The following is a 20,991-nucleotide window of genomic DNA, read 5'->3' as shown; positions in this document are numbered from 1 at the left end:
TAATCATGGCTTCCCCTAAAATAATAAAGTTCAAAATCTCGTACCACCATGGTGATGCTAATGATGGCCGACTAGATATGTACGATGCTTCTGTATCACTCCAAGGTTTTGCAAAAGCTCTGTCAATCACAACACATGCGTTGCTGAACGAAGGAGAGGTAAAAAAGCACGGTAACAAGGTTAGTGGTGCAAAAATTTATATTCATCCATCACGAAAAGGTAGCTTTGAGGAACTGATAGCTATTGCGGTTGAGCATCCAATTGCTACCTCTATCGGCACTAGCATCGTCGCAAACGTGTTCTATGATCTACTCAAGTGGACATGGTCTAAAACGTTAGAACTAGATTACTCCCCTGAAACTCCTCATGTTAAGAGACTCGATGAACGGATTGAGCCATTTATAGGCGAAATGGAAGAAGCCTTAGAAATACCTTTAGAGCAGGCACATAAACCAATTAAGCAATGTGAAGATATGGCTATAGTCATAAAGAGGCAACAGGTCGGCAATGTAATTAGACTCGATTCTCAGACACTTAAGAGTGTTTCTATTAGAACAAATCCAAATTTGGAAACCGGAATTGTCGGCAATGTAACTCGTTACAATATATTATCCCCGTTTGGTAGGTTTTATGATGATGAGCTGGAACGCACTGTATCCTTTAAACTAGAAGATGAAGTTACTTCTGCTCAAAAACAACTGCTCACGTGGTCAATGCATCATGCGCAAAATGGTAATGGCGGTAAAATTAAGTTAAACGTGAAGCGGGTAACTTCAGCAAAAGGCGTATTAAAACGATACTTAATTTATAAGGTTGAATCGGCAGAAAGCTAACAAACCACTCAAGGCTCTCGCTTCGCTCGCTGGGACAGTAACACGTAGGCTCTGTCGCTTCGCTCCTAATTTTAGCCTACGTATTACTGCCCCTTAGTGGGGCGTTGGGCGACAAAGCCCCGCTTGATACCCTACAGGCACAATGATGCGAAGGACACCCAGCAATGATCAAATGCTTTCTTTCCCATAGTTCTTCCGATAAAGAACGTTTCGTTCGACCCGTTGCTTCCAAGCTTCATCGGGAAGTGCGCATCCTTGACGAAGATACATTCGAAGCAGGAATGCCGCCCGCAGAAGAAATTGCAAGTGCGCTTGACGAAACGGCCCTTTTCGTAATCTTCTTGTCCTCGAAAGCGCTAGACTCAACCTGGGTACAGGATGAGTTAGCAGCCGCGAAATCACTATTTGATGCATCCAAACTGGAAAGAATTTATCCGATCATCATCGAAGACGGCCTAACACATCTAGATTCGAGAATACCTGAATGGATGCGTGAAAGTCTTAATATCCAGCCGATATTAAAGCCGAGTATTGCTGCGCGTAGAATCAGCTCTCGATTGATAGAGATCTCTTGGCAGTTTCATCCGCGACTCAGAGAGCGTGCTGAAATCTTCGTTGGACGCAACGATCTAATCGGCCAGTTTGAGGAACGCATGGACGATTTCTCTGCGCCGACTCCGGTAGCGGTCATTGCGTCTGGATTAAGCGCGATTGGTAGAAAGAGCTTATTGCGACACTCACTCAAGAAATCCAACATCGTACGAGCGTCGTTCGAGTTCCCATCTGTCGTACTTGCGCAGTTAGATAGTATCGAAGACCTCGTGTTAAAGACATTAGACCTCGGCTTGGTCAACTTGTCTTCAAAAGATTTCGGTTTGCGCGCAAGTGTGGAAGAGAAAACCGAATTCGCCATCCGCATGTTCCGCGAAATTTCTCAGGAGAGGGAGAGGATTTTAATTGAGGACCAAGGCGTCTTGGTTCAACCCGACGGTCAATTGGTTGACTGGTTTTCAGAGATTATTAATGGGCTTGCCGATGAATCGTTTCTTGTCTTTGCTGTGGCCAGCCGTTACAGACCTCTTGGATCTCTTAATCGATTGAACCCATTGGCTTTCTTCGTGCACGTTGCGGAGATGGATAAGTCGGAACGTGACGGGCTCATGGTTCGCTATTCGAGATTTTCTGGCCTCGATCTCAACAGAGACGACTATTCATTTTTTTCCGATATTCTTACAGGCTATCCGGAGCAAGTGCTGTTTGCAGTTGACCTAATCAAAGATCATGGCCTGTTCGAGGCAAAAAAGAATTCACATACTATTCAGCAATACGGCTCCGATAAAGCCAAGGTTGTGCTAGAACCGTTTCAAAAAGACCATAAGGCTCTGAATTTTATATACCTATTAAGCAGGTTTGAATTCGTTAGCTACGAAGTGCTATTCGACATTGTCAATGAGAGCGACTACGGAGAGCTGCTAAGAGATTTGTTGTCTTCGTCCATCTGCGAAAGGATTGGCAGCTCATCGGATTATATTCGTGTAAACGAGGTAATCCGCGACTACATCAGTCGAAATAGATTCGGTTCGGCGACCGGCTTTGAGGCGGCACTCGCGAATCACGTAAAGTCGTTCGTAGAGCGCTATGAAGATGAAGAAGCGGATATTTCTGACTATATTCTCTCCGCTCAAGAAAGCCTAAGAGGTGGAGGAGCAATTCCGGAAGAGCTAATCATACCTTCAGTATTTGTAAAGACAATCAAGCGGCTCTATGACGAAGATAGAAAGTACGCAGAGGCCATATTACTGGCAGACCGAGTATTATCTCGTGAGGAATCCCTCCATACAAACACGATAGATCATGTTCGCTTTATTAAGTGTCAATGTCTTGCTCGCCTGAGAAAGAATAGTTTTTTCGATGAAGTTAGAAAGGTTCCTCAGCCGAACAGAGCTTTTTTGTATGGATTTTATTACCGTTTGTCTGGAGATGTAGCTAGAGCAGAGGAAAACCTTAAGCGGGTCTTGGAACAGAAGCCGCGGGACCCGCGTGCTATCGGCGAGCTGGTCTTAGTCTATATGCAGGCGGAGGAGTATCAGCTGGCTTTTGATCTCGCTCGTGACAACTACTACAACCGGCCGGGAAACCCAATAAATGCGAATAACTACCTAACGTGTTTGATGGCGCGGGACTGGACGCCTGAGTGTCGCAAGGAAATTGAAGAAGTCATTTCCCACCTCGAAATCGACCCTTCGGATCGGGCGCGTGAAATGGTTGCTTCAGCAAGAGCACGTGTCCTCGCTTACTTTGACGGTGACCGCTCTGCAGCTATGACTTCAATTGAGCAAACGATTGCCGAGTTTTCCGAGGTAAATTATCCGTTGCTAACGAAAGCTGATCTTGCGGTTCACTTTGCGGACATTGATAGACTCAGGGAAGCCGTACGCGCTCTCGAAAATACTACTGGGAAGTACGCCCAAACGTACCGTTCAGTGGTCAAGTTCAAATCGATTCTACTTGCCATGGAGGGTCGGGCGTCAGAGGCGCGTAGCCTTATCAAGAGGGAGCTTCCTGGTTTGAGTAGTGGTACGCTGGCACGACTGAGCGAGCGGATAGAAAGCTATTCGAAGTAGTGTGCCTGTGATGTCGCCCAACAAATCGCTGCAGGTGACGTTTGACCCGCCGCCCATTTTGCTTCCGCAAAATGTTCGTCGCCTCAAATGCCCCTGAGCTTAGGCGTTATGGCTCAAAAGCAAGGAGTAAAAATTGAACAAAGCAGTAACTTGCAGTTCTCTTGAGGAAGTTCGCTCGAACATCGACGTAATTGATCGCAAGATCGTAGCTTTAATCGCTGAGCGCGGTGGCTTCGTCATGCAGGCAGCGCGTTTCAAGAAATCCACCGATGACGTTAAGGCGCCGCAGAGAGTTGAGCAGGTCATCTCTAAAGTTCGAACGCTTGCTCATGAACTGGATGCTAATCCCGATGTGGTTGAGGCTGTTTATCGTGCAATGATTTCTGCTTTTATAAATGCTGAGCTTGTCGAGCATGCTTCACTTACAAGCAATACTTGAAAGCCATAACAAGCGCCAGCACATCGCGCCTGCGGCGCTGGACTCGCAACAAGTTGCTCGCCCGTGTGGCGGGCGTTACCCCTTCCTCAATAAGAGGATAAGCCTGCCAGAGTGAAACTCATATGATCAACCCCAAACGCCCAATAAATAATCACGACGCCTACCACGCCCATATCTATTTCGATGCAAGCACACTGGCGTTTGCCACTGCCCTGTGCCAGCGTATTGCCAAGGAGTTTTCACTGGAAGTGGGCCGCATTCATCAAAAGCCGGTGGGGCCGCACACTCTGTGGAGCTGTCAAGTGAAGTTCACTCATGCCGACTTTGATCGGTTTATTCCTTGGCTGGATCGGTATCGGGGCGAGCTGAGCGTGCTGGTGCATGCGGATACCGGCGATGATCTGGCGGATCATACGACTCATGCTTACTGGCTGGGTGATTCGGTTGAGCTGAATTTAAGTATATTCAGATAGACTCAAAGTGCTTTTTAATCAGCCGCACATTACGCTTGTTGGCTTTAAAGGCGAAGTCGAACAGATCCCCCAGCAGGGGAATGCTGCCGATCAGCACTTCCAGCAGTATGTTAAAGCCCATGCGCGCCAGCAGGGTGAATGGCAGTTTCATGCGGGCAGCCTTCAGCAATATGTAGCCCGAGAAAGCCGCTCCGGCCAGGTCCCCTACCCCGGGCACCAGGCCGATAATGCCGTCCAGGCCAATTCGAAAACCGCCGGGCAGGCGTATGGTGCTGTCCAGCAGCCAGGCCAGGCGGTCTAGTTTTGCGCGGGTTTGCTGGGTGTTCCCGCCCATTATTTTTTGGCAATCACCCACACCGCATGCACTATGCCGGGAATGTAGCCGAGCAGGGTCAGCAGTATGTTAATCCAGAAGTGCTTGCCCAACCCTACCTGCAGAAACACGCCCAGTGGCGGCAGTAAAATGGCAATAAGAATTCGAATCAGATCCATGTGGCCTCCTTTGATTAGCTTTTCAAGTTAAGCCTTAGGGCAGCCATTAAGCAACTGCACACCAGCTGTTTGCCATGTAAAACGGTTTCATACGGACACCTTATGTCGCAGCCGGAGTGGCCTGCTCTGCATGCCATATTGAGCCAAGCGTTTTGCCGCCCGGCGCACGGCGCGATTTCGTGTTCGGTGCCATTATGGTTATGGTGAGCATAACTACATCACAGGAGGTCATCATGGCAGGTGGATGGTCACGGGATGGAGCCGTGCAGGATCAGATAGACGCCAGTGTGGAAGACGCGGTGCAGGATGCGCGCAGCCGGCTGAATGCCGGCGACAGCCTGAGCCATTGTGAAGAGTGCGATGCGCCCATTCCCGAGGCCAGGCGCAAGGCGGTGCCCGGTGTGCGGCTGTGCATTGAGTGCCAGAGCAAGCAGGAAAAGCATCGTAGCAGCAGCGGCATTAACCGCCGCGCCAGTAAAGACAGCCAGCTGAGGTAGCAGCGTGAAGCATCAGTGCGGTTGCACTCCGCCGACATGCTTCGAGCCCATCCATGGGGCGCTCGGCAAATGCCATCCATGGCATTTGACGGTCGGCTCCGGCAATCCCCACTGCTGCTTCATGCAACATCGGCGTTGTCTGCTCGCTGCCAGTCAGCACCGAGCTTGCCGGACAAGCTCAGGCCAGCAGGCCGGCCTGTTGCAGGCATTGGCGAATGGCATCCAGGGCACCCGGATTGGCCAGGGCGTCGCGGTTGTCGCTGCTGCTGCCGCCATTGAGCATGCGAGCCACTGCCAGCTCTACCTTTTTGCCGCTGCGGGTGTAGGGAATGTCCGGCACCTGCACTATGTGGCGGGGCATGTGCCGGGGGCTGGCACCGGTGCGAATGCGCTGGCACAGCAGCTTGCATTCTTCTTCCGAGAGCCTGTGATCCGCCACCACCAGCAGCACCACTTCCACGTCACCGTTTATCTGCCGGCCCGCCACCAGGCTGTCTTTAATGTTGGGGGCCAGCTCTACCTGACGGTAAATTTCGGCGGTGCCGATGCGCACGCCGCCCGGATTAAGGGTGGCGTCGGAGCGGCCGTAAATCACAGCCCCGCCCTGTTCGGTAAAAGCCACAAAGTCACCGTGGGCCCATACTCCGGGAAAGGTGTCAAAATAGGCGGCGCGGTAGCGCTCGTTGTTGTTATCCTGCCAGAAGCCTACCGGCATGCAGGGCAGCGGCTGGCGGCATACCAGCTCGCCCCGGCCGTCGGTCACCTCGCCCTGCTCGTTCATGGCCACCACATCTACTCCCAGAAAGCGGCACTGAATTTCTCCCCGGCGCAACGGCAACAGAGGGCAGCAACCCACAAAGCAGCCGCAAATATCGGTGCCGCCGGCAATGGAGCCCAGCAGCACCTGACCGGGCAGTGTACTGTACACCCAGTCGTAGTCTTCCGGCAGCAGCGGCGAGCCGGTGGAAAACAACACTCGCATCGCTGTTAAATCAAAACGCTCACCGGGTTGCAGCTGCGCCTTGCGGCATTCCGCCAGAAAGCGCGCACTGGTGCCGAAGTGGGTTGCCCGCTCCTGCTCCGCCAGCGCCCACAGCCGGTTCATGTCCGGGTGAGCGGCGGCACCGTCTACGGTCACCAGAGTCACGCCGGCCAGCAGCGCCGAGGCCTGCCAGTTCCACATCATCCAGCCGCAGGTGGTGTAATACATCAGCCGGTCGCCGGCGCTCATGTCACCGTGCAGCACCAGCTCCTTGGCGTGGTTTACCAGCATGCCCGCCGCCCCGTGCACTATGCATTTGGGTTTGCCGGTGGTGCCCGAGGAATAAAGAATATAAACAGGATGATCCGCCGGCAGCGACGTGAAAGAAGGCTCACTGCCCTGCCCTTCGGCCAGCGCCACAGACCAGTTGGTCAGGTTGGGCACATTCAGGCTGCCGGTGTTCGGCAGGCTGTTAATGCCAAGCACCGCCTTTACACTGGGCAGCCCCTGCACCACACGGGCAAATTCGTCCCGCCGGTCATACTGCTTGCCGTTGTAGTGATAGCCGTTTACCAGCAGCAGCACTGCCGGCTCTATCTGACCAAAGCGGTCGATAATGGCGTCGGCACCAAAGTCCGGCGAGGCCGAGCTCCATATTGCTCCCATGCTGGTAGCTGCCAGCATGGCCACCAGTGCCTCGTAACCGTGAGTGACCACGCCGGCCACTCTGTCGCCGGGCTTTACGCCCCGGGCGCGCAGCCAGGCTTCCAGTGCGCCCGTGTCGCGGCGCAAATCGGCAAAGTCATAACGCTGCGGCGGGCCGTGTTCTCGGTGGCATACCACGGCCTCTTTATTGGCCAATGCTCCGGTACCATGGCGCAGCAGGTTGGCCGCAAAGTTCATGCGCATGCCCGCAAACCATTCGGCCCCGGGCATGCTGCGCCGGCCCAGCACCCGCTCGGCCGGCTGCTCATAACGCAGGCCGCAAAAGTCCCACACCGACTGCCAGAAGGCCTCGGGCTCGCGCACCGACCAGGCATGCAGGGCCTGATAGTCAGTAAATTTGCCCAGCCCCCGGCCGCTCAGCCAGCGCATGTATTTGGCTATCTGGCTGTGCTGCAGCAGCGGTGCCGGCGGTGTCCATAATATCTGGTTCTGCTCCATTAACGACTCCTGCTCAGTCAGCATACTCCTTTCAGTGTATGCGCTGGCTGTGTGGGCGCATCAACAATACAAGCGCTCCGCTTTCTTATACAATATGCGGCAATCATGCCGGCCGCCTGCCGGACACTTCTTTTTCCGAACTTTTCCCGAACTTTGCGGAGCAGCTACTTGGCGCAACATAACGACACTTTTCGTGATTTTGGACTGGATATTCGACTGATCCGGGCACTGGACCATCAGGGGCTGGAACACCCCACCGACATTCAGCAAGAGGCCATGCCGGTGGTAATGGCCGGATTTGATCTGCTGGCCTCTTCCAAAACCGGCTCGGGCAAAACCCTGGCCTATTTGCTGCCGGCACTGCAGCGGCTGATGAAAAGCCGGGCTCTGAGCAAGCGCGATCCGCGCGCGCTGATCCTGGCCCCCACCCGGGAGCTGGCCCGTCAGGTCTATGTGCAGCTGCGCTCCCTGTGCGGCAGCCATTTCAATATTGCCCTGCTGCTGGGCGGTGAAAACTTCAACGATCAATTAAAAGCCCTGCGCCGCCAGCCCGATGTGATTGTGGCCACCCCGGGCCGACTGGCCAACCATCTGGACTCCCGCTCGCTGATGCTGAACGGCCTGGAGCTGCTGATCCTGGATGAAGCCGATCGCATGCTGGACCTGGGTTTTTCCCCCCAGCTGGAGCGCATTCATCAGGCCGCGGATCATCGTCGCCGCCAGACCCTGATGTTTTCCGCCACCCTGGACCATGCCGAGACCAACGCCATGGCCGCCAAGCTGCTGAACGCGCCCAAACGGGTGGCCATTGGTGAGGCTCATGCAGAACACAAAGACATAGAGCAGCGTTTTATGCTGGGCGATCATCTGGATCACAAGCAGGCACTGCTGGACCATCTGCTGGCCAACGAGGCCTATCAGCAGGCCATTATCTTTACCGCCACCCGGGCCGATACCGAGCGTCTGGCCGAACGCCTGCAACAACAGGAGCTGGCCACGGCGGCGCTGCACGGTGACATGAGCCAGGCCGAGCGCAACCGCATTATGGATGCCTTTGCCAAGGGCCAGTACAAGCTGCTGATCACCACAGACGTGGCCTCTCGCGGGCTGGACTTGCTGCAGGTATCGCTGGTAATTAACTTCGATATGCCCAAGCAGCCGGAAGAATATGTGCACCGCATCGGCCGCACCGGCCGGGCCGGAGCCAGCGGCGCTGCCATCTCGCTGGTAGGCCCCCGCGACTGGGACGCCTTTAAACGGGTAGAGGCCTTTTTGCAGCGGAATATCAGCTTCAGCCACATTGAAGGTCTGCAAGGCAAGTTCAAGGGGCTGCGGCCGGTGCGCAAGGCTCAGAGCAAGCCAGGTGGCAAAAAACCTGCACCCTACAAAGGTAAAAAAGGCCAGGGCCCGGCCAGAGCAGCCGCCAAACCCGCTTCACCCAAACGTCCGGCCGGATTTACCGGTGGTCAGGGCCTGGGCTCCGCCGACGGCTTAGCGCCGCTCAAGCGCAAGAAGCCAAAACCCGAGCAGGAATAATGTTCAGGTAAATCAAGGGCCGGCATTCGTTTTGAATACCGGCCCTTTTTTATTTATTAAATAAATGTTAAAAACTGCATTATTAGTTTTGTTAATAGCGTGCCTTCACGAATGAAGAACCTGCCAACGGATTTGCTGCGCACCTTTGTTACCATTAATCAGCTGGGTGGCTTTACTCAGGCCGGTGAACGGCTGGGCCGCTCTCAGCCGGCAGTCAGTCTGCAGATGAAGCGGCTGGAAGAGCTGCTGGGCGTAAAACTGTTCAACCGTGGTCAGGGCCTGCAACTGACCGAAGAAGGCCAGCTGCTACTGACCTGTGCTCAGCGTATGCTGGAGCTGAACGATACGCTGATTTCCCGCCTGAGCACCCCTAGGGTGAGCGGCGCTGTGCGCCTTGGCATTCCCAACGATTTTGAGGTGTCATTTCTGGCCACCACCCTGGGGCGCTTTGCGCAGGCGTATCCGGGAGTCACCCTGGATGTAAGCAGCGATATCAGTGCCACCCTGCTCAATGATTATAAAAAGGGCGCTTACGATCTGGTGATGGCCATAGAGGAAAGCCGGCCCGAGCGGCCTCAGCTGACCGACTACATTACCGAGCCGCTGGTGTGGGTGCGCAACACTAATATGCTGCTGTCGGCCGACCAGCCGTTACCGCTTATTCTGTATCCCAAGGGATGTTTGTACCGGCGTACCATTATTAATGCACTGAACAAAGCCAACCTGCCCTGGCGGGTGGTATACAGCTCGTCCAGCTTGCTGGGCATTCAGTCGGCCATAAAGGCAGGTCTTGGCATTAGTGTGCTGTCTAAAAGCACTGTGCCTGAAGGGCTGGAAGCTTCATCCAGTTTTGCTCACTGCCCAGATCTGGGCACGGTTTCCATTGGTTTTTGCTACAACAACAGCAGCCTCAGCCCCGCGGGCCAAATGCTGCTGGATTATCTTAAGCAGGGGCTGAACGCCTTGTAGGCCGGGGATAACCCCGGCCTTGCAAACCACTCAGTAGCTGCGGGCCACGGCCCCGCTAGGAGCGGATTGGGTGATTTTACTCACCGCCACATACATCACCGTCGACGCCAGACAGCCATAGAGTGGCCCTTCCACCCAGCCCACCTCGGTAAACAGCAGAAAGCTGCCGCTGGTGACCAAGCCGGTGAACATGGCCGCCAGGGCACCATAGCCGTTACCCTGCCAGAAGGACGAGATAAACACTGGGCCTATCATCACCGCCAGCAGGGTGCCGGAGCCGAGAATGCCCAGCCAGGACAGCATAAAGGGCGGTGCATACAGCATCATTAAAAAGCCCACCAAGCCCAGAATGGCCACCCAGATGCGGTTTATCCACAAAATGCGGGCACCGGAGGCCTTGCTCTCGGGAAACAGCGCAGTGCGCAGATCGTGAGACGCCGCACTCGATACGGTGTGCAGCAGCGAGTTGGCGGTGGACTTCATGGCAAACAGAATAAACAGGGTAATAATGCCCGCCAGCGCCGGATGCAGAAACTTGGCCAGATACACCGGCATGGCCTGATCCGCTTCCGCCAGCTCAGGGTGCGCCACCCGCACATACATGCCCACAATGGGCACCAGACTCAGCAAGCAACCCATGGGTGCCACCCAAATGGCCACATGGTGCATCTTCACGCTTGGCTTGAATGCCAGAAAACGCACCGCCATGTAAGGCAGCACAGCGGTAAACAAAAAGGCGTAGGGCAGCACCAGAAATACCGAGCCCTTGCTGTCGCCGTAGGGATCCGAGGTGGTAGGGTTGAGCAGCTCGGGATCAATGGCATTGAGCCTGTCTATCATGTCGGTAAGGCTGATATCGGTAAAAATCTGCACCATCATCACCAGGGCACCTATGCCCATGCCCGCCACCATCAGGGTATCGGTCCAAGCCACGGCAGCCAGGCCGCCCAGCATGGTGTAAAGGATGATCACCGAGATCATCAGCAATGCGCTTTCGGTCAGGGTAATGCCCAGCCAGGACGCCCCCAGCAGCCCTACCGCCTTGATCTGACTGGTAAGAAACACCAGCAGCAGCACTATGGTGATCACCGCAGCCACACCTTTTACCAGCCGCTCCAGTTTCTGGCCGCCGCCATGCACCTGAGACACATATTCCGGAATGGTGCAGCTGCCCAGCTCATCGGCGCGCCGGCGCAGAAAGTGAGCAAAATACAGCACAGCAATCACCATGGCCGGCGCAAAAAAGAAATTGCCCAGCACTTCCACCGAGCCAAACTCATAGGCCACGCCGGGCGATCCCATAAAGCCCCAGCCACTGAAGCCGGTGGCCACTATGGTGCCCGCCCCCACAAAGGGGCCCAGGCTGCGGCCAGCCACCAGAAAGCCGGTTTCATCGCTGTCTTTAACTACCCGGTTGGACAGCCAGCCGATCAGGATCAAAACACCGAATGAGCCCAGCAACAGGGCCCAGTTTAAAAATGAATAGTTTTCCATCACAAATTCCCTTTGATGTTTTACGGATTAGCGGCAGGGCTTGCGCACATATTCCCGGTAGACATAGGCCAGGGCGGCCCAGGCAAGAATGATGGCGTTAAGAAAGGCAAACCACTCCATGGTCCAGGATTCAATCAACATAATTTCTACCTCCTAAAACAAAGCAGGCCCACCCTTGCGAGCGAGCCTGCTGTTCATCAGCCCTTGATGATGTTGTGTTCGGGGCCGAAGGGGAAACGAGTGATGTTCTCTACTCCGCTTTCACTGATCACCAGAATATCGTGTTCACGATAGCCACCGGCACCGGGCAGGCCTTCCGGCAGCATGATCATCGGCTCCATGGAGACCACATGCCCCGGCTCCAGCACGGTTTCAATGTCTTCACGCAGCTCCAGGCCTGCCTCGCGGCCGTAGTAGTGACTCAGGGTGCCAAAAGAGTGGCCGTAACCAAAGGTGCGGTACTGCAGCACATCGTGCTCGGCAAAGATTTCGTTCAGCTCGGCGGCAATGTCGCAGCAGCGGTTGCCGGCCTTGATCAGCTCTAACCCGCGACGGTGCACCTTGCAGTTGATTTCCCACAGCTCCAGATGACGGTCGGAAACGTGCTCGCTGAACAGGGTCCGCTCCAGCGCCGTGTAGTAGCCACCGATCATGGGGAAGGTGTTCAGGCTGAGAATGTCGCCGGCTTCAATTCTGCGGCTGGTCACCGGGTTGTGGGCACCGTCTGTGTTAATGCCTGACTGGAACCACACCCAGGTGTCCATCAGCTCGGCATGGGGGAAGGTGCGGGCAATTTCGCGCACCATGGCCTGAGTGCCGGCCAGCGCCACTTCGTATTCCGGCACGCCCACGCCAATGGCGTCACGAATGGCGGCACCGCCCACATCGGCTACCCGGGCACCCTGCTTGATAAGCGCAATTTCTTCCGCCGACTTGATCATGCGCATCTTCATGGTGGGCAGGCCAATGTCCACGAACTCGGCGTCCGGCATGGCGGCCTTGAGCTTGTCGAGGTTCTGCAGGCTCAGGTGGTCAAATTCCACCCCCACCCGGCGGGCACCGCCAATCAACTGTTGCACACCACGAAAGAAGTTGTCTTTCTGCCAGTCGGTATATACCAGGTTGTCACCCAGGGCGTTGCGCCGGTAAGGCTGACCGCCGTCTATGTTAGCGGTAATGGTGGTGTGAATGTCCTGGGTCACCGCCAGACCATAGTCCCGGCCAAACCGGCAGTACACAAAATCACTGAAATAGTTGATGTTGTGATAAGAGGTGAACAGTACGGCGTCTACATCGTTGCCGGCCATGTACTGGCGCAACTTTTGCTGGCGGGAACGCATTTCCGCCTCGGAAAACATGCCGCGGACTTTTTCACCGTTGGGAATGGTCAGGGTGTTGGGCATCTGCATGATAAGGTTCCTTCCTTCTGGCTTGGTAACAGAGTGGTTAACTGCGCACCGAAACTGGCTGATAAGCGCATGACCCTGATGCTAGAAAGAAAGCGGCCATAACAGAAATGAATAGTTCAAATCCGGCCATTTACCTTGTTAATGCTTTGTTATTAATTTTACCGGTGTGCCACTACCAATACCGCTAAACCCGATCTTCCTCACAAAAAATGATGAGTCAGCACCAAGATCCACACTAATATGGCCAGCAACAATGTGATCAGCACCGCCGCCGAGGCGGTATCCTTGGCCCGGCCGGACAGCTCGTGATGCTCGGGGCCGATGCGGTCGACCACGGCCTCAATGGCAGAATTGAGCAGCTCCACCACCAACACCATGGCAAGGCTTGCTACCAGCCAGAGGGTATGAGCCAGCGGCAGCTCCAGCCAGAAGGCAAAGGGCACCAGCACCAGCGCAATCCACACTTCCTGACGAAAGGCCGCCTCGTTTTTATAAGCACTCACCAGCCCCTGGCGGGAATAGCCCAGGGCCGCGATGATCCGTGTCAATCCGGTTTTGCCCGGTTTCATATCATTTCCTTAGGAATCCTGAGCCAGTCGCAGCCTTGCTACTTCGGTAGCCTGATGTAGTTTCTGCTTTAGTACTTCAAGCGGTGGTAACACTGTGAGATATTCAGCCACATGAATGCCCGACTTATCCAGCTCCAATAGTTCAATTTGCTCCTGCTTCTTGCTGCTGCAAAGGATAATGCCAAGTGGTGGCAGCTCACCTTCTTCCTGCTCGTATTTCTGCAGCCAGCGAAGGTAAAGCTCCATTTGGCTTTTGTGGGCATGTTTGAACTTTTCTGTTTTCAAGTCGATGGCAACCAGCCGTTTCAATTTGCGGTTATAAAAAAGCAGGTCAATGTAAAAGTCATCTTCATCAATCTGAATACGCTTTTGCCTGGCAACAAAAGTGAAACCAGCCCCCATTTCCAGCAAAAAGTTTTCAATGTCTCTTAAAATCGCATCTTCAAGATCTTTTTCCAGATAGCGATCGTTCAGATCAAGAAAATCAAGTAAATAGGGGTCTTTCAATAACAAGCTTTCGTTGAGCTTACCTTGACCACGTAAGGTGCTCAGCTCAGCCCTGATAGTTTCATCTGGCTTCTTTGAAATGGCGGTACGCTCAAACAACATGGAGCCAATACGCTGATCCAAAGTGCGGGTTGACCAACCTTCGGTAATGGCCATTTGAGCGTAAAAGTCACGCTTCAGGGGATCATCTATATAAATCAATGCCTTAATATTGGTCCAGCTCAATTGTCTCCGCAGTGCAGAGACAATTTCAGCATCCTTTATGCTTTCGGCAAACTTCATGCAATGGCGAAGTTGTTGCTTGCTCCACCCTCTGCCAAATTGTGTGGTAAGCCGCTCAGCCAGTTGGCTGATCACCTGTTTGCCATATTCAGCACGCTCGCCTTCCAGAACTTCCTGATTAATACGCTGGCCCACATGCCAATAGAGCAAGGTAAGTTCGCTATTCACGGCAACAGCGGCCCGTTGCCTGGCCTGACTGATTAAGGCAATAATATCCTGCTCAAAAGGTTGGAACGGAACTGTCATTTACTTTCCTCCAGCTCACGGCTCTGCAGCTCAGCACACTCGCGCGTTACTCGCAGCACGCTGCCCTGAGTGTACCAGTCGCCCAGCACAATGCGCCGGGCCGGCCGGCCGTTCAGCTCAAGATCGTGAATGGCGGGTCTGTGAGTATGACCGTGGATCAGCCGCTGCACCCCGGCCTTGCGCATTTGTCGCTCCACCTCGCCCTGGTTCACATCCATAATGGTGATGCTTTTATCCTGCTTGGACTCGGCACTTTTGCCGCGAATGCCGTCGGCAATGCCCAGCCGCTTTGTCAGTGGCAGGCGCAAAAACAGCCACTGCAGCCAGCGCCAGCGGGTAATACGGCGATAACGCTGATAGCCGGCATCATCAATGCACAGGGTGTCGCCGTGCATAATCAGGGTGGGCGTGCCGTAGAGATCAATTACCTTGTGCTCGGGCAGCAGCGTCATGTTGGCCTCGGCGGCAAAGCGCCGGCCTATCATAAAGTCCCGGTTGCCGTGAATGTAATACACAGGAGCACGGCAGGCCCTGAACGCCGCCGCCACTTGCCGGTTCAGCTCGCTGGGTTCGTCGTCGCCCACCCAGAATTCAAACAGATCCCCCAGCACATAAAGGGCATCGGCCTTCGATGCTTCCGTTTCCATAAAGGCCAGAAAGGCCGCCGTAATATCAGGGCGGCCGGGGCTTAAGTGCAGATCGGCAATAAACAGGGTATGGGGCATAAAAAAATCCGGATTCAGACACAACAATGCCCGCCGTAGCGGGCATTGCAACACACGCCGAGGTAACTTATTCGCTGACGGTCACGCCGGTGATCAGCACATCATCTACCGGCACGTCCTGATGCATGTAACCGCGGGTGCCGGTAGCCACGCCCTTGATCTTGTTCACCACGTCCATGCCTTCGCTCACTTCACCGAACACACAGTAGCCAAAGCCCTGAGTGGTGGCGGACTTGAAGTTCAGAAAATCGTTGTCGTTCACGTTAATAAAGAACTGAGCAGTGGCGGAGTGCGGCTCCATGGTACGGGCCATGGCGATGGCGCCTACCTTGTTGGTCAGGCCGTTGTCGGCTTCGTTCTTGATGGCCGCGCGGGTTTCTTTTTCTTCAAAGCCCGGGCCGTAACCGCCGCCCTGAATCATGAAACCGTCAATCACCCGGTGGAACAGGGTGTTGTCGTAGTGACCATCGCGGCAGTATTGCAGAAAGTTGGCAACGGTTTCCGGTGCCTTGTCGGCAAACAGCGTGAGAGTAATATCGCCGTAGGTAGTGTGCAGTGTAACCATGTTCATATTTCCGAGTGTTAAAGTTCAGATGCCGAGTTTAGCGCAAGCGACGGCGTTAGCGAACCCCCGACGCTGCCGCACTTGCACCCGCTGGCCATAAACGGTTCAATACGGCAGACTTTATTGACCATTCACCACCACCAAGACACTGAAACATGCTGAAAATATATAACTCGCTTACCCGTCAAAAAGAAGAATTCAAACCCCTGGTGCCCGGCAAGGTCGGCATGTATGTGTGTGGTGTCACCATTTACGATCTCTGTCATATCGGCCATGGCCGTACCTTTGTGGCCTTTGATGTGGTTACCCGCTATCTGCGCCATGCCGGTTACGACCTGACTTTTGTGCGCAATATCACCGACATTGACGACAAAATCATTAAACGCGCCGCCGAAAACGGCGAAGACTGGCAGGCGCTGACCGAGCGCCTGACCGGCGAAATGTATAAAGACTTTGACGCTCTCAACATTGCCCGGCCCGATATCGAGCCCAAGGCCACCGGCCATATTCCTGAAATCATTGAAATGGTGGAAACCCTGATCAAAGACGGTCATGCCTATGTGGCCGACAACGGCGATGTGCTGTTTGAAGTGAACAGCTTTGCCGAGTACGGCCAGCTCTCGGGCCAGAACCTGGAGCAACTGCAGGCGGGTGCCCGGGTGGAAGTGGAGCAGACCAAGCGCAATCCCCTCGACTTTGTGCTGTGGAAGCAGTCCAAGCCCGGCGAGCCGAGCTGGGAGTCGCCCTGGGGGCCGGGTCGTCCGGGCTGGCACATTGAATGCTCGGCCATGAACGGCAAGCATCTGGGCAAACACTTCGACATTCACGGCGGCGGCTCGGATCTGCAGTTCCCCCACCACGAGAACGAAATCGCCCAGAGCTGCTGCGCCAATCACAGCCCCTACGTCAACACCTGGATGCACTCAGGCATGGTGATGGTGGATCAGGAGAAAATGTCTAAGTCGCTGGGCAACTTCTTTACCATTCGTGATGTGCTGGAGCATTACGACGGCGAGACCATTCGTTACTTTTTGCTGTCGGGCCACTACCGCAGCCAGCTCAACTACTCGGACGAAAACCTGAAGCAGGCGCGCACCGCCCTGGAACGGCTCTATACCGCACTCAGGGATCTGCCCGAAGCGCCTGCTGCCGGTGGTGAAGAGTTTGTTACCCGCTTTAATGCCGCCATGAACGACGACTTCAACACCCCCGAAGCCTACTCGGTACTGTTTGATCTGGCCCGGGAAATCAACCGCCAGAAAGGCAAGGACGACGCAGTAGCCGCCGGCCTGGGTGGCCGCCTGCGCGAACTGGCCGGTGTGCTGGGCCTGCTTGCTCAGGAGCCCGAAGCCTTTTTGCGCGGTGACAGCGGGGCTGACGACGAGGTGGCCGAGATTGAGCGCCTGATCCAGGCCCGGCTCGACGCCCGCCAGAGCAAGGACTGGGCCGCCGCCGATGCCGCCCGGGACCAGCTCACCGCCATGGGCATAGTGCTGGAAGACGGCCCGGAAGGCACCCGCTGGCGCAGAAAATAACCATTGACGGTTGAAATTAATTTTAAAGGCACCCATGTGGTGCCTTTATAGGTTTAATAAATACAACTGGAGTCTGCGATGAAAAAATTAACCTTGTGTGTATTTGGTGTGTTTTTGGGCCTGCTGTCCGGTTGTGATACGCAGGGCCCCGGACCTGCTGCCGATGTGGGCGATCATATTGATGAAGTGGTAGAAAACGGATTTCATTCCGAGGCAGCTCCTGTCCTGCCTGCAGAAGCCCAACCCGAGCCTGAGGTTATTGAGCAGCAGAAAAAACATCATCAAGAGGTTGTGGAGCAGGCATCTCAAGAGGCAGAGAATAAGCTCAACGCCATTCTCGACGCCACTGCCGAACCAAAATAACTCACTTAAAGACAGACTTCGTCATATGATGAACGGGCGTAGTTAATTTCATTGCGTCAGTCTATTTCGCTTTTTCCTGTTAACTTTTGATTTAAAAAGAGTTTTAATGGAAAGCGGCAGCATTAATGGAATTGCATGGCTATTGCTGTTGTCGGTCATGAGCTATTACTGTTTATGTCAACACCAAGCGGATGTTCCGCACCTTGCAAAAAGAACAGGGAGAAAAATATGAACAAGTCACTGCTGAATGTTTTACTGTTTACCTCCGTTGCCACCTTTGGCCTTGCCGCCTGTGATAACCAGGGCCCCGCCGAGCAAGCCGGCGAAAAAGTGGATAATGCCGTAGAGCAGGTTCAGGAGCAGGCCGAGCAAACCGCTGACGACGCTCAGGAAGCCCTGGGTATGGAAGAACAAGGCACACTGGAAGAGCTGGGTGAGTCTGCGGATGAAACCCTGGACAACGCCGCTGCTGCCGCTGAAGAACAGGCCGACGCTGCCGGTGACGCCCTGAGCAACGCCGCTGACGAAGCCGAGCGCAAAGTAAATGAACTGATGGAAGACAGCGAGCAGTAAGCACAACGCTGCATCGAAAACCAAAAGGGAGCCCATGGCTCCCTTTTTTATATTCACTTTCATGCTTCACTGACACTCTGCGGCTCCAGCTCGGCCCCGCAATGATTGCAGAACTTCGCATCCCGCTCATGGCCACTGCGATCGCACTGCGGGCAGTGCCGGCGTGAGTACTCCTTGCGCATTTCCCGGCCAAGCTCGGCGGTAATAATACCGGTAGGCACGGCGATAATGGCGTAGCCCATCAGCATGGTTACGGCAGCGATGCCGCGGCCCAGCCAGGTTTGCGGCGTAATGTCGCCAAAGCCGACCGTGGTAATGGTGACAATAGCCCAGTAGATGCTGGTGGGAATGCTGGTAAAGCCATTCTCCGGCCCTTCCACCACATAGAGCAGCGAGCCGAACAGAGTCACCAGAATAAACAGAGTGCTGAAAAATACCAGTATCTTGCGCCGGCTCTGATTCAACGAACGCAGCAGCAAATTGGCTTCATCCACATAACGCAGCAACTTGAGCACGCGAAATACTCTGAGAACCCTGAGCAGACGCACCATCAGCAAAAAGCTGGCACCGGGCATTAAAATGGCAAGATAGGTAGGCAACACCGCCAACAGGTCGATAATGCCGTAGAAGCTGCGCAAATATCCCAGCCGGCTCTGGGCGCAATAAACCCTCAGCACAAATTCCAGCGTAAACAGCAGGGTAAAGGCCCATTCCAGCCAATAAAGCACAGGGCCATATTGCGCCCGTATGCTGCCGATGGAATCCAGCAACAGCACCACCATGGACAGCAATATGGCCAGGATCAGAGCGAGATCAAAGCGTCGCCCGGCGGGAGTTTCAGTGCCAAAAATAACGGTATAAAGAACATCCTTGTTCAACCATTTCATTCAGGCACTCCTGCATTAATTGTCGTGATAGCGCTCGCAGGCGATGAGAGTATTTTCAATCAGTGACGCTACCGTCATCGGGCCCACACCACCGGGCACAGGAGTGATGTAGCCGGCGCGCTCGGCCGCCACGGCATATTCCACATCGCCCACCAAGCGGCCGTCTTCCAGCCGGTTAATACCCACATCAATCACAACGGCACCGGGCTTGATCCAGTCGCCGGGAATGAAGTTGGGCTTGCCCACGGCCACCACCAGCAGATCGGCCCGGGAAACCTGAGCCTGCAGATCGTCGGTAAAACGATGACAGGTAGTGGTAGTGCAGCCCGCCAGCAGCAGCTCCAGGGTCATGGGGCGACCTACTATATTGGATGCCCCCACCACAACGGCATTCAGGCCGTGGGTTTTAATGTGGCTGCGCTCAATCAGGGTCATGATGCCCTTGGGCGTGCAGGGGCGCAGGGCCGGAATGCGCTGGGCCAGACGGCCTACGTTGTAGGGGTGAAAGCCGTCTACATCCTTGTGCGGATGAATCCGCTCCACCACCAGCGTAGAATCAATGTGTGCCGGCAACGGCAGTTGTACCAGAATGCCGTCTATGGCCGAGTCTTCATTCAGCTCGTCAATCAGCTCAAGCAATTGCTGCTCTGTGGTTTCGCTGGGCAAGTCGTACGACTTGGAGATAAAGCCCACTTCTTCACAGGCACGGCGTTTGCTGCCCACATATACCTGAGAGGCAGGGTTGGCTCCCACCAATATTACTGCCAGGCCCGGGGCCCGTTTTCCGGCGCTTTTACGGGCAGCCACGCGCTCGGCCACCTGATTGCGCACCGCCTGTGCAATCGCTTTTCCATCGATTATTTGAGCTGACATCTGCGTTATTTCTCACCTTTATAAACCTGCGGCAATTGTCGCATTTTTTCAGGGGTTTGATAAGCAACCCCCAGTGCGATAAAGCCGTTGACCATGGGGTCTCAAGCCGGTATTATGCCGCCCCGTTGCCTGCCATGCAGACAACATGCGCCCTTAGCTCAGCTGGATAGAGCATCCGCCTTCTAAGCGGATGGTCGCAGGTTCGAGTCCTGCAGGGCGCGCCATTTTGCGGTGACCGTAGCTCAGTTGGTAGAGTCCCGGATTGTGATTCCGGTTGTCGCGGGTTCGAGCCCCGTCGGTCACCCCAGTTCCTGTTTTGCCTGCTGCTCCAGATGTGCCACCAAATCACCCGGTAACTGCAACCTGTGCGCCAGCGCTTCCAGCCATACCCGCTCCGATGCTTCATCGGGATCCATCACCAGCCGTGATGCCAGATACAGCTCTGCCGCCTGCTCAGGCCCTTTTGCCGAAGCGACAATGTCATTAATGCTGATCTCTGCCGAGAGCATATCGAACACCAGTGCCTTTTCATCGGCAGCCAACCCCAGTTGCTCTACCTGCTCAAAAATCCGTTGCTGCTCGGTGGCATCCACATGACCATCGGCCTTGGCTGCCCCTATCATGGCGCGCATCAGCGACAACTGAAACGGCTCACCGCCGGCGGCCGGGGCCGTGGGTGAAAAGCGCGGATCCACTCGCTGAAAATCCTCCCGCTGCACCGGTGCCGCCTGCTCGGGCTGTTTGCCCTGCTGCCAGCTCTGGTAGGCTTTCCAGGCCATCACGCCCGCTGCCGCCAGACCGGCATATTTAATGCCACTGCCGGCCATTTTACGGCCCTTTTTACTGCCCAGCACGGCCCCGAGAATGCCACCGGTGGCTGCCCCTTTGCCAAAGCCGGACGAGCCGCCCAGAAACTTTTTCATCAGTTTTTCTGCATCCATTACGCTTCTCCTG

22 protein-coding genes and 2 tRNA genes are annotated in these 20,991 nt (G+C 54.9%); 12 read left to right on the top strand and 12 right to left on the bottom strand.

All coding sequences use genetic code 11. The features are described from left to right. Positions 1 to 5: 5 nt before the first annotated feature. The 4 genes from N2M06_RS05635 to N2M06_RS05620 all read left to right on the top strand — a co-directional run bounded on the left by N2M06_RS05635 (position 6) and on the right by N2M06_RS05620 (position 4,369). Positions 6 to 833: a hypothetical protein gene (locus tag N2M06_RS05635; protein ID WP_346351877.1), complete on the top strand. Its 828-nt coding sequence runs from the start codon at positions 6 to 8 to the stop codon at positions 831 to 833. 164 nt (positions 834 to 997) lie between these two features. Then, positions 998 to 3,457: a TIR domain-containing protein gene (locus N2M06_RS05630; protein WP_346351876.1), complete on the top strand. Its 2,460-nt coding sequence runs from the start codon at positions 998 to 1,000 to the stop codon at positions 3,455 to 3,457. A gap of 133 nt (positions 3,458 to 3,590) precedes the next feature. Next, a complete protein-coding gene (locus tag N2M06_RS05625; RefSeq protein ID WP_125867756.1) occupies positions 3,591 to 3,896 on the top strand; it encodes a chorismate mutase in 306 nt (101 codons plus the stop codon). 122 nt (positions 3,897 to 4,018) lie between these two features. Continuing rightward, positions 4,019 to 4,369, top strand: a complete 351-nt coding sequence (locus N2M06_RS05620; RefSeq protein WP_346351875.1) for a DOPA 4,5-dioxygenase family protein — start codon at positions 4,019 to 4,021, stop codon at positions 4,367 to 4,369. On the opposite strand, the gene N2M06_RS05615 is transcribed toward N2M06_RS05620, so the two are convergent. Together N2M06_RS05615 and N2M06_RS05610 are read right to left on the bottom strand one after the other, a co-directional pair. After that, complete coding sequence (locus tag N2M06_RS05615) at positions 4,362 to 4,703, bottom strand: DUF4112 domain-containing protein (RefSeq protein ID WP_346351874.1); 342 nt, start codon at positions 4,701 to 4,703, stop codon at positions 4,362 to 4,364. The genes N2M06_RS05620 and N2M06_RS05615 overlap by 8 nt on opposite strands. Beyond that, positions 4,703 to 4,861 carry a YqaE/Pmp3 family membrane protein gene (locus N2M06_RS05610; RefSeq protein WP_019934131.1) on the bottom strand — a complete coding sequence of 53 codons (159 nt, stop codon included), beginning with the start codon at positions 4,859 to 4,861 and terminating at the stop codon, positions 4,703 to 4,705. The genes N2M06_RS05615 and N2M06_RS05610 overlap by 1 nt, the downstream gene beginning before the upstream one ends. A 233-nt stretch (positions 4,862 to 5,094) precedes the next feature. On the opposite strand from N2M06_RS05610, the gene N2M06_RS05605 reads away from it, so the two are divergent. Beyond that, positions 5,095 to 5,358: a DksA/TraR family C4-type zinc finger protein gene (locus N2M06_RS05605; protein ID WP_346351873.1), complete on the top strand. Its 264-nt coding sequence runs from the start codon at positions 5,095 to 5,097 to the stop codon at positions 5,356 to 5,358. 178 nt (positions 5,359 to 5,536) lie between these two features. Here the strand turns inward: N2M06_RS05605 and N2M06_RS05600 are convergent, their stop codons facing one another. Next, a complete protein-coding gene (locus N2M06_RS05600; RefSeq protein ID WP_346351872.1) occupies positions 5,537 to 7,528 on the bottom strand; it encodes an acetoacetate--CoA ligase in 1,992 nt (663 codons plus the stop codon). 144 nt (positions 7,529 to 7,672) lie between these two features. Between N2M06_RS05600 and N2M06_RS05595 the strand changes: the two genes are divergently transcribed. Further along, complete coding sequence (locus N2M06_RS05595; RefSeq protein ID WP_346351871.1) at positions 7,673 to 9,040, top strand: DEAD/DEAH box helicase; 1,368 nt, start codon at positions 7,673 to 7,675, stop codon at positions 9,038 to 9,040. 111 nt (positions 9,041 to 9,151) lie between these two features. After that, entirely contained in the window at positions 9,152 to 10,009 is an 858-nt protein-coding gene (locus tag N2M06_RS05590) for a LysR family transcriptional regulator (RefSeq protein ID WP_346351870.1), read from the top strand. Between the two features lie 30 nt (positions 10,010 to 10,039). Here the strand turns inward: N2M06_RS05590 and N2M06_RS05585 are convergent, their stop codons facing one another. From N2M06_RS05585 to N2M06_RS05560, 6 genes are all read right to left on the bottom strand, one after another. Continuing rightward, positions 10,040 to 11,503 (bottom strand): sodium:solute symporter family protein, encoded by a 1,464-nt coding sequence (locus tag N2M06_RS05585; RefSeq protein WP_346351869.1) that lies wholly within the window; start codon positions 11,501 to 11,503, stop codon positions 10,040 to 10,042. A gap of 197 nt (positions 11,504 to 11,700) precedes the next feature. Beyond that, positions 11,701 to 12,912, bottom strand: a complete 1,212-nt coding sequence (locus N2M06_RS05580; protein ID WP_019934137.1) for a M24 family metallopeptidase — start codon at positions 12,910 to 12,912, stop codon at positions 11,701 to 11,703. A gap of 200 nt (positions 12,913 to 13,112) precedes the next feature. Next, entirely contained in the window at positions 13,113 to 13,481 is a 369-nt protein-coding gene (locus N2M06_RS05575; RefSeq protein WP_317074774.1) for a diacylglycerol kinase, read from the bottom strand. 9 nt (positions 13,482 to 13,490) lie between these two features. Next, positions 13,491 to 14,516 carry a PDDEXK nuclease domain-containing protein gene (locus N2M06_RS05570; RefSeq protein WP_346351868.1) on the bottom strand — a complete coding sequence of 342 codons (1,026 nt, stop codon included), beginning with the start codon at positions 14,514 to 14,516 and terminating at the stop codon, positions 13,491 to 13,493. After that, positions 14,513 to 15,241 (bottom strand): UDP-2,3-diacylglucosamine diphosphatase, encoded by a 729-nt coding sequence (gene lpxH, locus N2M06_RS05565; protein ID WP_346351867.1) that lies wholly within the window; start codon positions 15,239 to 15,241, stop codon positions 14,513 to 14,515. The genes N2M06_RS05570 and lpxH overlap by 4 nt, the downstream gene beginning before the upstream one ends. Positions 15,242 to 15,308: 67 nt before the next feature. Then, a complete protein-coding gene (locus tag N2M06_RS05560) occupies positions 15,309 to 15,806 on the bottom strand; it encodes a peptidylprolyl isomerase (protein WP_346351866.1) in 498 nt (165 codons plus the stop codon). Between the two features lie 155 nt (positions 15,807 to 15,961). Between N2M06_RS05560 and cysS the strand changes: the two genes are divergently transcribed. The 3 genes from cysS (at position 15,962) to N2M06_RS05545 (ending at position 18,277) form a co-directional block, all read left to right on the top strand. Continuing rightward, entirely contained in the window at positions 15,962 to 17,341 is a 1,380-nt protein-coding gene (cysS, locus tag N2M06_RS05555) for a cysteine--tRNA ligase (protein ID WP_346351865.1), read from the top strand. A gap of 78 nt (positions 17,342 to 17,419) precedes the next feature. After that, positions 17,420 to 17,704 (top strand): hypothetical protein, encoded by a 285-nt coding sequence (locus N2M06_RS05550; protein ID WP_019934145.1) that lies wholly within the window; start codon positions 17,420 to 17,422, stop codon positions 17,702 to 17,704. A gap of 228 nt (positions 17,705 to 17,932) precedes the next feature. Next, a complete protein-coding gene (locus N2M06_RS05545; protein ID WP_346351864.1) occupies positions 17,933 to 18,277 on the top strand; it encodes a hypothetical protein in 345 nt (114 codons plus the stop codon). Positions 18,278 to 18,336: 59 nt separating this feature from the next. Here N2M06_RS05545 and N2M06_RS05540 read toward each other — a convergent pair whose 3' ends face one another. Together N2M06_RS05540 and folD are read right to left on the bottom strand one after the other, a co-directional pair. After that, positions 18,337 to 19,164: an ion transporter gene (locus tag N2M06_RS05540; protein WP_317074784.1), complete on the bottom strand. Its 828-nt coding sequence runs from the start codon at positions 19,162 to 19,164 to the stop codon at positions 18,337 to 18,339. Between the two features lie 15 nt (positions 19,165 to 19,179). Next, the gene (folD, locus tag N2M06_RS05535) at positions 19,180 to 20,037 is read right to left on the bottom strand and encodes a bifunctional methylenetetrahydrofolate dehydrogenase/methenyltetrahydrofolate cyclohydrolase FolD (protein WP_317074785.1); all 858 of its coding nucleotides are present in this window, start codon (positions 20,035 to 20,037) and stop codon (positions 19,180 to 19,182) included. Between the two features lie 147 nt (positions 20,038 to 20,184). Between folD and N2M06_RS05530 the strand changes: the two genes are divergently transcribed. Together N2M06_RS05530 and N2M06_RS05525 are read left to right on the top strand one after the other, a co-directional pair. Further along, positions 20,185 to 20,261: transfer RNA gene (locus N2M06_RS05530), tRNA-Arg, on the top strand. Positions 20,262 to 20,268: 7 nt separating this feature from the next. After that, positions 20,269 to 20,344 (top strand) — tRNA-His (locus tag N2M06_RS05525). Here the strand turns inward: N2M06_RS05525 and N2M06_RS05520 are convergent. Further along, positions 20,337 to 20,978 (bottom strand): tellurite resistance TerB family protein, encoded by a 642-nt coding sequence (locus tag N2M06_RS05520; RefSeq protein ID WP_026344717.1) that lies wholly within the window; start codon positions 20,976 to 20,978, stop codon positions 20,337 to 20,339. The genes N2M06_RS05525 and N2M06_RS05520 overlap by 8 nt on opposite strands. Between the last annotated feature and the right edge of the window lie 13 nt (positions 20,979 to 20,991).

Origin of the sequence: Oceanimonas sp. AH20CE76, assembly GCF_039654065.1 — a bacterium.
Lineage (GTDB): Bacteria > Pseudomonadota > Gammaproteobacteria > Enterobacterales > Aeromonadaceae > Oceanimonas > Oceanimonas smirnovii.
Note: the sequence above shows the minus strand (reverse complement) of the source record. Positions and strands in the feature narration are given on the sequence as shown.